The sequence below is a fragment of the Streptomyces sp. NPDC002787 genome (genome assembly GCF_053592095.1).
This window is the reverse complement of the sequence record NZ_JBSFVC010000009.1, coordinates 10,140-23,744: the sequence shown is the minus strand read 5'-3', so window position 1 is coordinate 23,744 and position 13,605 is coordinate 10,140. Positions and strand designations below refer to the sequence as shown.

The 13,605-nt window shown below is 69.6% G+C and carries 11 protein-coding genes; 4 read left to right on the top strand and 7 right to left on the bottom strand.

The window, feature by feature from the left end:
• Positions 1–230 precede the first annotated feature (230 nt).
• Positions 231–797, top strand: a complete 567-nt coding sequence (locus tag ACWD26_RS14250) for a DJ-1/PfpI family protein (protein WP_451269687.1) — start codon at positions 231–233, stop codon at positions 795–797.
• Between the two features lie 79 nt (positions 798–876).
• Here ACWD26_RS14250 and ACWD26_RS14245 read toward each other — a convergent pair whose 3' ends face one another.
• Complete coding sequence (locus ACWD26_RS14245; RefSeq protein WP_451269685.1) at positions 877–1,545, bottom strand: HAD family hydrolase; 669 nt, start codon at positions 1,543–1,545, stop codon at positions 877–879.
• Between the two features lie 402 nt (positions 1,546–1,947).
• Positions 1,948–2,463, bottom strand: a complete 516-nt coding sequence (locus ACWD26_RS14240) for a DUF6912 family protein (RefSeq protein ID WP_451269683.1) — start codon at positions 2,461–2,463, stop codon at positions 1,948–1,950.
• Positions 2,464–2,842: 379 nt separating this feature from the next.
• Here ACWD26_RS14240 and ACWD26_RS14235 point away from each other — a divergent pair, with 379 nt between their 5' ends.
• Positions 2,843–3,418, top strand: a complete 576-nt coding sequence (locus ACWD26_RS14235) for an Rv3235 family protein (RefSeq protein WP_451269681.1) — start codon at positions 2,843–2,845, stop codon at positions 3,416–3,418.
• Between the two features lie 137 nt (positions 3,419–3,555).
• Here the strand turns inward: ACWD26_RS14235 and secA are convergent, their stop codons facing one another.
• Positions 3,556–6,402: a preprotein translocase subunit SecA gene (gene secA / locus ACWD26_RS14230; RefSeq protein ID WP_451269679.1), complete on the bottom strand. Its 2,847-nt coding sequence runs from the start codon at positions 6,400–6,402 to the stop codon at positions 3,556–3,558.
• 303 nt (positions 6,403–6,705) lie between these two features.
• On the opposite strand from secA, the gene ACWD26_RS14225 reads away from it, so the two are divergent.
• Both ACWD26_RS14225 and ACWD26_RS14220 read left to right on the top strand, forming a co-directional pair.
• On the top strand, positions 6,706–7,275 hold the full coding sequence (locus tag ACWD26_RS14225) for a GNAT family N-acetyltransferase (protein WP_451269677.1): 570 nt from the start codon (positions 6,706–6,708) through the stop codon (positions 7,273–7,275).
• Positions 7,276–7,403: 128 nt separating this feature from the next.
• Complete coding sequence (locus ACWD26_RS14220) at positions 7,404–8,579, top strand: winged helix-turn-helix domain-containing protein (RefSeq protein ID WP_451269675.1); 1,176 nt, start codon at positions 7,404–7,406, stop codon at positions 8,577–8,579.
• 16 nt (positions 8,580–8,595) lie between these two features.
• On the opposite strand, the gene ACWD26_RS14215 is transcribed toward ACWD26_RS14220, so the two are convergent.
• The 4 genes from ACWD26_RS14215 to ACWD26_RS14200 form a co-directional block, all read right to left on the bottom strand.
• Entirely contained in the window at positions 8,596–9,345 is a 750-nt protein-coding gene (locus ACWD26_RS14215) for a response regulator (RefSeq protein WP_451269673.1), read from the bottom strand.
• Positions 9,346–9,550: 205 nt separating this feature from the next.
• Positions 9,551–10,243: a ribosome hibernation-promoting factor, HPF/YfiA family gene (hpf, locus tag ACWD26_RS14210; protein WP_451269671.1), complete on the bottom strand. Its 693-nt coding sequence runs from the start codon at positions 10,241–10,243 to the stop codon at positions 9,551–9,553.
• 315 nt (positions 10,244–10,558) lie between these two features.
• On the bottom strand, positions 10,559–11,353 hold the full coding sequence (locus tag ACWD26_RS14205; RefSeq protein ID WP_451269669.1) for a ComF family protein: 795 nt from the start codon (positions 11,351–11,353) through the stop codon (positions 10,559–10,561).
• Between the two features lie 341 nt (positions 11,354–11,694).
• On the bottom strand, positions 11,695–13,425 hold the full coding sequence (locus ACWD26_RS14200; protein ID WP_451270091.1) for an LpqB family beta-propeller domain-containing protein: 1,731 nt from the start codon (positions 13,423–13,425) through the stop codon (positions 11,695–11,697).
• Between the last annotated feature and the right edge of the window lie 180 nt (positions 13,426–13,605).

The window sequence follows — 13,605 nt, the reverse complement described above, 5'->3', positions numbered from 1 at the left end:
GTACAAAACCGAGGGTCGAACTTTGACGTTCCGCACAGTGCCCATCGCGCACTTTTGAGCTTACCTCCGCGCAACCGAGCCTATACGCGCATCCGCCGGACCCCGAATCCGCACGCCCCCTTGGCAAATCTTCACACCGGATGCACGTTGCCCAGGAAGCCATAGCCTGACGAAGGAAGCCCTAGAGGGTGCCTCGCACCCGTTCGCCGCACAGCCGAGGGGAGCCCACCATGACGGCCAAGATCCTGATCGTGACCGGCGACGCGGCGGAGTCACTGGAGGTCCTGTACCCCTATCAGCGCCTTCGCGAGGAGGGTTACGACGTCCATATCGCCGCCCCCAGCCGCAAGAAGCTCCGCTTCGTCGTCCACGACTTCGAACCCGGCTTCGACACCTACACCGAGAAGCCCGGCTACACCTGGCCCGCCGACCTGGCCTTCTCCGAGGTCGACCCCGGTCAGTACGCCGCCCTCGTCATCCCCGGCGGCCGGGCCCCGGAGTACCTGCGCAACGACCCCGAGCTGCGCAAGATCCTGAAGTCCTTCTTCGACACCGACAAGCCGGTCGCCCAGATCTGCCACGGTCCGCTGCTCACCGCCGCCGTGGACGCCCTGCACGGCCGCCGCGTCACCGCGTACCCCGCCCTGGAACTCGACATGCAGGCCGCCGGCGCCACCTTCCACGACGCCGAGACCGTCGTCGACGGCACCCTCGTCTCCGCCCGCGCCTGGCCGGACCACTCCCGCTGGATGCGGGAGTTCCTCACGGTGCTGCGGGCGAAGGCGCCGGTGACCTAGCCGACGGACGAGGGATGCCGGGGTGTACGGGTGAACGGGGCGTGCGGGGCGTACGAAGCCGGGGAGTTACCCAGGGCGGCTACGCCGCCAGGCGCTCGGCCTCGGCGACGGCCTCCTCCAGCGTGTCCACGACCGGCACGCCGACCCCCTCCAGGCTGGCGCGGCTGTGGGAGCCGCCGGTGTAGAGCACGGCCTGCGCACCGACATACCGGGCGGCCACGGCGTCATCGGCCGCGTCCCCGATCACGACCGTCCGCGCCGGTTCCACGCCCACGAGCCGACGCAGATGGCGCACCATGTGCTCGGTCTTGCTGCCCCCGGACGGCCCGACCCGCCCGTCCACGCGTATGAAATGCGGCTCGATCCCGAAGCCCCGCACCAGCGGAACCAGCTCCTCGTGCACGTACATGCTGAGGATCGACTGACTGCGCCCCGCCGAACGCCAGTCCGTGAGCAGCGACGGCACACCGTCGGTCAGCCCGCAGGCGACGCGGTGCTCCGCGTAGTACCGATGGAAAACCACATCCATGGCCTCCCACTCCTCATCCGTGGGCAGCCGCCCGATCAACCTCTCGTAGAACTTCGGCACCGGCACGCAGTACAGCTCCCTGTACCGCTCCAGCGTGATCGGCTCGATCCCCAACTCCGCGAACGCCGCGTTCGTCGCCCCGATGATCGCCTCATTGTCATGGAACAACGTCCCATTCCAATCCCAGACGATATGCGCCCCGACTCCGTTCATCCCCATGCCAGAAACGTACCCTCCACCACCGACAACCCAGTCCTGCACGACTACGGACGGCCATGCCGCACATAGCTGCGGGCAGTCTGCCGCGCAGCCGGACAGTCATGCCGCACGCAGCCGCAGACGTCATGGCCGCGCGCAGCCGTAGGCAGTCGTGGCCACACATAACCGCGGACAGTCAGCCCGCACGCAGCCGCAGACGTCATGGCCGCACGCAGCCGCAGAAGTCATGGCCGCGCACAGCCCGAGGGCGGTCGTGGCCGCGCGCAGCCGCGGGCAGTCCTGGCCGCACATAGCTGCGGGCAGTCGTGCCGCTGGGGCGGCACGGGTGGGCGCAGCGGCACCCGGCCAGCGCCGGTGAGCGACCCCGCCCTGCACCAACCAACGGCGCCGCACCCCGACCGCTCAGCCCCCCAACCCCACCAGGTTGGGAATCTCCTGCGTGGCGTACCACAACAACTCGTGATCGTCCGCCCCGTCCACGATGAACTGAGCGTCGTCATCCCCCTGATCCGCCGCCCCGAGCGCGTCCGCGGCCTCCCCCACTTCCCCCTCGGCCTCCACGGAGTCGACATGCACAGCCGCCGCCTTCGCCAAGGGCACCGGCCCAGCCACCCGCACCTCCCCGAGCGCCGCCGGATCGAGCCCCCGATCGGGATCGGCCACCGCATCCCGGTCAGCCACATCCACCGCCACGACAACCCGCCGCCGAGCAGCCCCCGGATCCACGGCCACCAACCGCAAGGACGCGAGCGCCGCCCGGTTCAGCGCCGCGTACTCCAGCTCCTCGATGTCGTCGGACAGGTACCACTCCCGCAAGGCCGGCGTGACGGCGTAGGCGACGAACGCCCCCTCCCCCAACTCACCCGTCTTGTACGCCTCGGCGAGCCCGGGAAGGGTCAGGGGGACGTAGACGCGCATGGCAGGCCGCTTTCGTAGTCGTGATCGCTGGTCTCGGAGGCTCGCCGCGAGGGCTCGTCTCCGAGGGCCGCAGCGGAGCCTCGTCGCCGAGGTCCTCGCGAAGCCCCGGACGGCCTTCAGGATACGTGCGGGCGTCCCCTTTCGAGCCCCCGCCCAACCCCCCGCAGGCGTCCACTCCGAGCCCGCCACCTCACCCGGTACACCCCGGCCCCGCCAAGCCCGAAGCCCCTCCCAGCCCCCCGGATAGGTGAACTTTTCGAGGCCCTCGCCGAACGCCGCCCGACCTTGCCACGGCCCCCTCCGGCCTCGTACAAGATCCCCATCGCAAGTTACCGACTGGTACCCAGCGGCCGCCGACACCCAGGAACGGGGATCTCCGATGAACAAGGTCATGACCAGGACCAAGCGCCAGCCCGGCACCCGCCCACCCGTCCGCCACGACACCCGCCGCCCCGGCCGCACCGTCCCGGGAGGCGGCCGCCCCCCGACGGCCCAGTCCCCGGCCCCCACGGCACCGGCCCCCACCCGCACCGCCGCCCCCCACAACACCACCCCGCCCAGCCGTACGGCGCCCCACAGCGCGGTCCCACCCCTCGTCGGCCCGGTCCCCCAACCGCGCCCCACCGACCGCTTCGCCGACCTCCTCCTCGCCGTACTGAGCGGTCGCCGCCCGGTCCACAGCATGCTGCGCCACACCGCCGGCCGGGCCTACGACGAGCTGGCCTGGCTGGCCGAACAAGGCCCCCTGCGCGCCCCCCACGGCACCCACCCGGTCGTCCGCGACATCGGCTACTACGTGGCCGGCCCGGGCGCCCTGGAAGTCTTCGCCCGCATCGGCGCGGGCGACCGTCTCCGCGCCATGGCCTTCCGCCTGGAACACGGCGCCGACCACCGCTGGCGCTGCACAGCCGTGGAACTCGGCGGCCCGAAGCTCCCCCACCCGAACGACGACTGACACACCCGGCCCTCCGCGCGGACGCCCGTACATACCCGCGCCGCGGCATGCGAAGGGCCGGGCACCCACCAAGGTGCCCGGCCCCTCAAAGCCTCACAGCCCGCTGCTCACCCGCTCGCTCCGCGCGGGAGCGGTCGTCACTTCTTGCGGCGGCGACTGGTCTTGCCCTGCTGCTTGCGGCGCTCCGCGCGGGTGAGGCCGTCGGCCTCGGAGCGGACGGGCTCGTCCTCGGGCAGGTCGCCCTCGACGATGCCGCCCTCACCGTCGACGGTCGGCGCGGAGAAGTGCAGACGGTCACGGCGCTGCGGGGCCTCCAGCCCCTTCGCGCGGATCTCCGGCCGCGACGCACCCGCCTGGGCCGGCACCACGTCGCCCTTGTCCAGGGACGGCTTGGCGTCCTCGACCGGGACCTCCTCGACCTGCTGCTCGACCTGAACCTCCAGGTTGAACAGGTAGCCGACGGACTCCTCCTTGATGCCCTCCATCATGGCCTGGAACATGTCGAAGCCCTCGCGCTGGTACTCGACCAGCGGGTCCTTCTGGGCCATCGCGCGCAGGCCAATGCCCTCCTGGAGGTAGTCCATCTCGTAGAGGTGCTCACGCCACTTGCGGTCCAGCACCGACAGCACCACCCGGCGCTCCAGCTCACGCATGATCTCGGAGCCGAGCTGCGCCTCACGCGCCTGGTACTGCTCGGTGATGTCGTCCTTGATGGACTCGGCGATGAACTCGGCGGTCAGACCGGCCCGGTCACCGGCCGCCTCCTCCAGCTCCTCGACGGTGACCTTCACCGGGTAGAGCTGCTTGAAGGCGCCCCACAGCCGGTCGAGGTCCCACTCCTCGGCGAAGCCCTCGGCGGTCTCGGCGGTGATGTACGCGTCGATGGTGTCGTCCATGAAGTGCTGGATCTGCTCGTGCAGGTCCTCGCCCTCCAGGACGCGGCGCCGCTCGCCGTAGATGACCTCGCGCTGCCGGTTGAGGACCTCGTCGTACTTGAGGACGTTCTTCCGGGTCTCGAAGTTCTGCTGCTCGACCTGCGACTGGGCCGAGGCGATCGCGCGGGTGACCATCTTGTTCTCGATCGGGACGTCGTCCGGCACGTTGGCCATGGACATCACGCGCTCGACCATCTGGGCCTTGAAGAGCCTCATCAGGTCGTCACCCAGCGACAGGTAGAAGCGGGACTCGCCCGGGTCGCCCTGACGGCCGGAACGGCCGCGCAGCTGGTTGTCGATACGGCGGGACTCGTGCCGCTCGGTGCCCAGGACGTAGAGGCCGCCGAGGGACTCGACCTCGTCCTTCTCGGCCTTCACCGCCTGCTCGGCCTTCGCGAGGGCCTCGGGCAGGGCCTGCGCCCACTCCTCGATGTGCTCCTCGGGGTCGAGGCCGCGCTGGCGCAGCTCGGCCTCGGCGAGGTCCTCGGGGTTGCCGCCGAGCTTGATGTCCGTACCACGGCCGGCCATGTTCGTCGCGACGGTGACGGCGCCCTTGCGGCCGGCCTGGGCGACGATCGTCGCCTCCCGGTCGTGCTGCTTGGCGTTGAGCACCTCGTGCTGCACGCCGCGCTTGCTCAGCTGCTGCGACAGGTACTCGGACTTCTCGACCGACGTCGTACCGACGAGGATCGGCTGGCCCTTCTCGTGCTTCTCGACGATGTCGTCGACAACCGCCTCGAACTTCGCGACCTCGGTGCGGTAGATCAGGTCGGACTGGTCCTTGCGGACCATCGGCCGGTTGGTCGGGATCGGGACGACGCCGAGCTTGTAGATCTGGTGGAACTCGGCGGCCTCGGTCATCGCCGTACCGGTCATGCCGCAGAGGCCGGGCCGTTCCTTGCCGCTGTGGTCGTGGCGCTTGTAGAGGCGGAAGAAGTTCTGCAGGGTGATCGTGGCGAGCGTCTGGTTCTCGTCCTTGATGTCCACCCCTTCCTTCGCCTCGATCGCCTGGTGCATGCCCTCGTTGTAGCGGCGGCCGGCGAGGATACGGCCGGTGTGCTCGTCGACGATCATGACTTCGCCGTCCATGACGACGTAGTCCTTGTCCTTCTTGAAGAGCTCCTTGGCCTTGATGGCGTTGTTCAGGTAGCCCACCAGAGGCGTGTTCACCGACTCGTAGAGGTTGTCGATGCCCAGCCAGTCCTCGACCTTGGAGACACCGGACTCGTGGATGGCGACCGTGCGCTTCTTCTCGTCGACCTCGTAGTCGCCGGTCTCCTCGATGCCCTTGAGCTGGTTGCCGGGCTCGCCTCTCTTCAGGCGTGTGACCAGCTTGGCGAAGTCGCCGTACCACTTGGTGGCCTGGTCGGCCGGGCCGGAGATGATCAGCGGCGTACGGGCCTCGTCGACGAGGATGGAGTCGACCTCGTCGACGATCGCGAAGTTGTGGCCGCGCTGGACGAGCTCGTCCTTGGACCACGCCATGTTGTCGCGGAGATAGTCGAAGCCGAACTCGTTGTTCGTGCCGTAGGTGATGTCGCAGTTGTACTGCTCGCGGCGCTGGGCCGGCGTCATGTTGGCGAGGATGCAGCCGACGGACAGGCCCAGGAACTTGTGGACGCGACCCATCATCTCGGAGTCGCGCTCGGCCAGGTAGTCGTTGACCGTGATCAGGTGGACACCCTTGCCGGCCAGCGCGTTCAGATACGCGGGCAGCGTGCCGACGAGGGTCTTGCCCTCACCGGTCTTCATCTCGGCGACATAGCCGAGGTGGAGGGCGGCGCCGCCCATGATCTGCACGTCGTAGTGGCGCTGACCGAGTGCGCGCTTGGCGCCCTCGCGGACGGTGGCGAACGCCTCGGGGAGCAGGTCGTCGAGCGTCTCACCGTCGGCGTACCGCTGCTTGTACTCCTCGGTCAGGGCGCGCAGCTCGGCGTCGGAGAGGTCGACGAAGTCCTCTTCGATGGAGTTGACCTGGTCCGCGATGCGGTGCAGCTTGCGCAGGATTTTGCCTTCGCCTGCACGCATGATCTTCGAGAGGACGGACACGGGGGTTTGTCTCCTTGCCGGTCGGGCCTGGGACGGTCGGTTTCAATGACAGTTGGCAGTTTTAAATCACAGCTTGAGCAACGGCCATCGTAAGCGAGGACCCCGCCTGGCCGGGAGGTCTGGCAGTGACAGCTACCAGGACAACGGGCGGGCGTCGCGGATGGTGCCGCGTTCACCCACGAAATGCGTGAATTGTGACCACGTCCTCACGCACCACGCCCCCAGCCTTCGCGCCGTCCCCGCGTGCCCAGAACAGCCTCAAATGGGATGGCGCCCTTCCGTTCCGCCGAGCAGAATCGCCCGATGGAACCCGTCACCCTGACCACCGAGCGCCTGCTGCTGCGCACCGTGGACCGGCACGACACCGAGTCGGTGTACGCGGCTGCGCAGGACCCGGACATCCAGCGCTGGACCACGATCCCCTCACCGTACTTGCGTGAGCACGCGGAGGGTTTCGTCGAGCAGGCCGTTCCCGAGGGCTGGGCCAACGCCTCGATGTTCACCTTCGGCCTCTTCCTGCCCTCCGGCGAACTGGCGGGCATGCTCGGCATCACCATGCGTTGCCCCGGCACCGGCGAGGTCGGCTTCTGGGCCACCAAGGAGCACCGCCGCAACGGCTACATCACCGAGGCCACCCGCGCCGCCGCCCACTGGTCCTTCACCACCCTCGCGCTCGACCGCCTCGAATGGCGCGCCGAGGTGGGCAACACCGCCTCCCGCTCGGTAGCCGAAAACACCGGCTTCACCATGGAAGGCACCCTCAGATCCGCCCTCACCAACAACGGAACCCGCCGCGACTGCTGGCTGGCCTCCCTCCTCCCCTCGGACTTGAACCTGCCGTCGACAACCCCCTACCTGCCGGCCAGGGCCTGACCCACCAGCCCGTCCGGCGTTCGAGGACGAGGCCGAAGGCCGACAGGGGGTCTGGGGGCGCACCCCCGCCCCCGTGCACAACCCCAGCTCATCCCCCACTGTCAGTCCCCTCCCCTACCCTGCGGAGCATGACCTCCCTCCCGCGCCCCACCACAGAACTCACCGCAGACGAGGCCCGCCGCATCGCCCTCCGGGCCCAGGGCTTCCTCGGCGCCCCGGACCGCAAATCCGGCGTCCGCGGCGTCCTGCGACACCTGGGCGCGGTCCAGCTCGACACCATCTCCGTCCTCGCCCGCTCCCACGAACTCATCCCGTACGCCCGCCTCGGCGCGATAGGCCGCAACACGGTCGACCAGGCCTACTGGACGGACACACACGCCTTCGAGTACTGGTCGCACGCCGCCTGCATCCTCCCCATCGAGGAGTGGCCCCACTTCGCCTTCCGCCGCCGCGCCTACCGATCCCGCCCCCACTGGAACCACCAACTCCCGGACGGCGCCTACGACCGCGTCATCAAACAGCTCCGCGCCGAGGGCCCTCTCACGGCCACCGAACTGGGCGGGGCCAAACGCACCAGCGAGTGGTGGGACTGGTCCGGCGAGAAGGTCGCCGTCGAACGCGCCCTGATGTACGGCGAGGTGGTCTGCGTGGAGCGCCGCGGCTGGAAGCGCGTGTACGACCTCGCCGAGCGCGCCGTCCCCGACGCCCTGCTGCACGACGAACTGGACGACAAGGAGTGCCTGCGCCGCCTGGTCCGCCTCGCCGGCGAGGCCCTCGGCGTCGGCACCCGCGCGGACATCGCCGACTACCACCGCATCAAGGGCGAGCAGTTCGACGCGGTGGTCGCGGACTCGGGCCTGGTCCCGGTGACGGTGGAGGGCTGGGCCAAACCCGCCTGGGCCGACCCGGCGGCCCTGGCCACACCCCCGCGCGGCCGCCACCGCACCACGCTCCTGTCCCCGTTCGACTCCCTCGTCTGGGAACGGGCCCGCACGGAACGGATCTTCGGCTTCACCCACCGCCTGGAGGCCTACGTCCCCAAGCCGAAGCGCGTCTACGGCTACTTCGCGATGCCGGTCCTGTCCGGCGGCCGGCTCGTGGGCCGCGTCGACCCCGCCCGCGACGGCCGCACCCTGGTCGCCAAACAGGTCACCCTCGACGGCCCCAAGGCCGTCCCTGCCGTGGCCCAGGCCCTGCTGGAGGCGGCGAGCTGGGTGGACTGCACCGACGTACGCGTGGAACGAGTGGACGCCCCGGAACTACGCGAGCCCCTCACCAAAGAGCTCGCCCGCACACTGGCCTGACCCGGCCGGACCGGCGTCACCGAATCTCGAGGATCTTCTCCCGCATCGCATACACCACCGCTTCCATCCTGGAGTGCAGCTGAAGCTTCTCCAGGATGTTGCGCACATGGTTCTTCACGGTGTTCTCGGAAATGAACAGCTCCTTGGCGATGTCCCGGTTGTTCATCCCGGTCGCCACGAGCTTCAGCACTTCCAGTTCCCGGTCCGTCAGCCGCGGCGCCGGTACGAGGCGCCGCTCGTCGGTCCGCTGGATCATCGACTTGAACTCGGTGAGCAGCTTCGACGCCATCGAGGGGCTGATCTGCGACTGCCCGTCGGCGACCGCGCGAATGGCTGTGGCCACCTCGTCCGTGGAGATCTCCTTGAGGAGATATCCGGTCGCCCCCGCCTTGATCGCGTCGTAGAGATCGGCCTCCTCGTCGCTGATCGTCAGCATGATGATCTTCGCGCTGGGGGCCACCTCCTTGATGGAGGTGCACGCCTCGATACCACCGCGCTTGGGCATCCGTACGTCCATCAGCACGATGTCGGGCAGCAGATCCGCGGCCTTGTCGACCGCCTCCGCCCCGTCCCCGGCCTCGCCGACGACCTGGATGTCCTCCTCGGCGGCGAGCACGATCTCCAGACCGCGGCGGAAGAGCGCGTGGTCGTCCACGACGAGAACCCGGATCGGCTCCTTTCGCGGGGAGTCCGCGGCGACGCCCATGCCGACGGAGCCTTCGTCGGCATCCTCGTCACGCATCGGTCCGAAAGTGCTGTCCGCCATCGTTCCTCCCCCTGAAGGCCGTGGCCTGTGTTTCTGTGCCATCGCCAACCCAAGGCAACGGCCCGCCGGTTGGGGCCGGTTCGGCCATGATTTCATGCCCGGCCGACCCTGCGGTGACAGAGCGGGCCGCGAGGGGTCGCACACCGGTGCCCCTGGGGGCGCACAAGCGCTCCAGGGGCACCGGCTCGGCTGTCACCCGGCGCGGTCAGCCGCCGAGCGTGCCGCCCGTGGCGTCCGAATGCGCCTGGGCGACCATCGGGTCCGTGCTGAGGTGGATGACGCCGTAGTCGTAGGCGTGCCGCCGGTAGACGACACTCGGTTCCTTGGTCTCCGAGTCGACGAACAGGTAGAAGTCGTGCCCGACCAGCTCCATCTCGTAGAGCGCCTGGTCGAGGGTCATCGGGGAGGCGACGTGGGTCTTCTCGCGGACGATGAGGGGGCCTTCGCCCTTCACTTCCAGCGAACCGATCCGCTTGGTGGGCACGCCGTCGTTCTTCTCCTCGTCGGCGACGTATCCGTTGCCGTTGAGGGTCGCCACACCGGGGACGTGGTCGGCGACCTCCGCGGCCGTGAGCCTGCGCGCGCCTCGGCGCGTGTAACGCTTGTCGTGCTGCTTGCGCAGCCGGGCCTCGAGCTTGTCCGCCGCCAGGTCGAGCGCCGCATACGGATCGCTTGCCGCTGCCTCCGCCCGGATCACCGGGCCGCGGGAGTGGAGCGTGATCTCCACCCGGTCGCTGCGGTCGGCCTGTCGAGGGTTGGGCTCCTTGGACACCTCGACGTCGAGGCTGATCACCTTGCCGTCGAGCTTCTGGATCTTCTCCAGCTTCAGCTTCTCGGCCACGTGCTTGCGGAACCGCTCGGGCACCTCGGTCTTGCGGCCCTTGACGACGATGTCCACGCAGAACTCCGTTCCCGGATCGCTCCGCTCCACTGGCGGAGCATCTCCCTTGTGCACCAGGTTCCGGTGGCTCCCGGAACCGCGGACTCGGTGACTTCCACCTCCTCCTCCCCCGTGGACGAGATCTCCACCCACCGGCGCGGGGTGATTCGGAAAAACCCGTAGCACAGCATTCGGATATGTGGTGAACGGCCGGGGCCATTCCCTCACAACCGAACATATCTCGCTCGGACGGATGTCGTCACCCTCTACCGAGACGTACCTCCGTTCCGGTGAATTGTCCCTCTCATTACCTGCAACGATGCAAGTTCTCTGTCAGTTCCGGTTTATTTGGAAAGAGTCGGGCGGCGCGGCGACCACCGCCGCGCGGATCCTGTCCTCGACGCCGTCCGCGCCCGCCATTCCCGTTACCGCCTGTGTTCGCACCGCCTCCCTTGTCGTCCGTCCCGTGCCGAACTCCCTCGACACGGCCGCCCATCCGGCCCGGGCCGCCCGCACCGCCCGTGCCGCCTCCGCGAGCGAGGCGCCGGTCGTCATCAGGTCGTCCACGAGCACGACCATGCCTCTGCCCAGCAGCCGGGCGCCCCCGGCGGCCACCTCCAGGGCACCCGCGAGGTTGTCCAGCCGCTGCCGGGAGTCCAGCCCCGACTGATCGGCGACCGCACGCCGCTGCCGCAGCACCCCGGCCATCCGGGCCGGTGTCCCGGTACGCCGCAGCTCTCCGGCCGCCGCGAGCGCGATCCGCCGCGCCGGGTCGTGCCCCCGCGCCCGCACCGCCCGCCGCGCGGACGGCACCGGAACCAGCAGCAGCGGCCCCTCGCCACCACCCGCCCGTACGGCCCCTGCCAAGGCCGTGCCAAGCGGTCCGGCGAGCGCCAGCGCACCCCGTTCCTTGTGCGCGAGCAGCGCGGCCCGCACCGCGTCCTCGTACGGAGCCGCCGCGTGCACCACCGGCAACCCCGACGGCTCCGGCACCGGTCGCACCCGGCACGGCGCGGCCCCGGTCAGAGCCGCGCGGCACTCCGGGCAGAGCACCGCGCGAGGCCTCCCGCAGCCTCCGCACTCGGCCGGCAGCACCAGATCCGTGAGGTCCTGCCACCACCCCCGCATGCCCACCACTGTGCCAAGGCATGCGAGGCCCTGCCACCCCTGTGGAAAACCGTCTGTGGACAACTCACCGAAACCACCAGGGGCTTGTCACCCACACGAGCGGCGCATGCCCGAAACAGGCCGGGTGCCGTCACAAAGAGACCGAACCGCGTGCTGGACCTCGACACCCCAGCCCCGCCCGCCATGGCCGCCGCAGGACTGAACGTCGCCCAGGCCCCTTACCGAATTACCGGAGGTACCGCTGACTCCCGGAATACCTCCAGGCACAGGGCACCGCTGGCACCCTGCGTACCACCAGCACGAAACGCACCACTGGCCTCAGACATCCCACCCACCGGAACTCACCCGGGATAGACCGGCGCCGACCCTTCCTTGACCACTGTCTGCCACTGCGCCCCCGGGGACAGCCGCACGATCCCGTCGGCCGAGTGCGCGACCAGCGGCTGGCTCTCGTCCTCCGACGCGGCGATCTCCTCCACACCGGTGAGCGCGGAGGGCCCGGAGCCAGGCGTCGGGGAACCGTCTACCCGGACGTACCGCATCTGCTGCACGCCACCGGATTCACGCCCCACGACCACGAGTTGGCTGTCACCGGCCCACGACATGGCCGTGACGTCCTCCAGGTCCGGTGTCACGGACCGCAGTTCGACGATCGAGACGGTGGTGCCCTCCGCGTCGGCGTCACGCTCGATACGGCCGATGGACACCGCCCGCTTGCCCTCGTTCTCCATGATCAACGCGACCCGTACGCCGTCGGCGGCCACCCGCACCGCCTCGATGCGCCCGCTGAGCCCGGGCGTCCTGACCTCCAGCGGCTCCCCCATGCCGTCCGCCAGCACCAGCAACCGGGGTTTCCTGGGGTCGCGGTCGGCCACCCACAGATCACCCCGCCCGTCCCAACTGGGCGTCGTCAGCCGGTCCTTCGCGGTGGCACCCGCACTGCGCAGCACCGGTTCACCGAGCGCACCGCCCTCCGTCAGCGGCGACACATACAGCTCGCTCCCGTCGGCGGAGACCCCGGCGGCCCGGTCCTCACCACGCGACACGGCGGCGGACCGCAGCTGCTTCTCACCTTCGCCTAGCGCCCCGGGAACGGGCGTCGGCGTGCTCACCGAGTCCCGCTCGGACAGTCGTACGAGCCTGTGCTCACCGTCGATGAAGTACTGGTACGCCGCGCTCTTGCCGAGGCCGTGCGAGGCGATGATGTCGGCCTGACCCTCACTGACCACGCACAGCTGCGCCCCGGTCGACCCCTGGAGCTCCACCTCGACCACACCCGTGGGCATGTAGTCCTGAAGCGTGAAGAGGAGCTGGGCGGCCATTTCCTCGCATCTGCCGGCCGAGACGCGGTCGGCCTTCTTGTTCAGCGGCACGACCAGCCTGTTCTGGTCATCGGGCGTCAGCGCCTTGGTGCCCTTCCGCAGGGCCGTACCGGAGGGGAAGCTCGTCCTCGCGACCGGGTTGAGCCAGCTGGTGGGGCCCTTCAGCAGGTCACGGACCACCTGGGTCACCGGGTCGACCTGGCTGCGCACATAGACGGGGTCGGCGACCGTCCCCGGCTCCCCGGACTGCGCGGCCGAGGTGAAGTAGTACTTGTTGATGGACTTGTAGTTGCGCTCGAAGTCCGACCTGCCGAGCACCACGCCCGGCGGCAGTTCGTCGATGCGCCACTGCTGGGTGTCCTTCACGCGCGTGAGGTGCACGGTCCGGCGATATTCACCACTGCTGGGCGTGTAGGCGTGCTGCCCGTCCACCCGGGCGACCTTCTCCCCGGACAGCTCGTACCGGTACTCGTCGACCTCGGGCCGCTCCCCCGTGACCGGGGTGTAGGGAGTGGGCGCCTCGGCGAGGACCGTGGTGGACTCACCCGGGTCCCACTCCTTGAGAGCGTCCCCGGTCAGATACTTGCGTGCCGTCTCATAGTCCAGGTCGTCGCTGGTCAGAGCCTCCAGGAAGCCCTGCACGATCTCCTGCGGCTCGGCATCCTCGGCGGGCGGCAGCGCGAAGACACGCACCTGCGAGTCCTGCCTCGGGGTGGACTCGACATCACGCATGTCGCCGCTGTCCGGCATCGAGGCGCACCCCGCCAGCAGTACGGCACCGATGCCCACGTACGCCGTCGCCCGCACCGGGCGCCTGCGGCCGCGTTCAGCGCGGTCAGCGCGGTCAGCGCGGTCAGCGCGGTCAGCGCGGTCAGCGCGGTCAGCGCGGTCAGCGCGGTCAGCGCGGTCAGCGCGGTCAGCGCGGTCAGC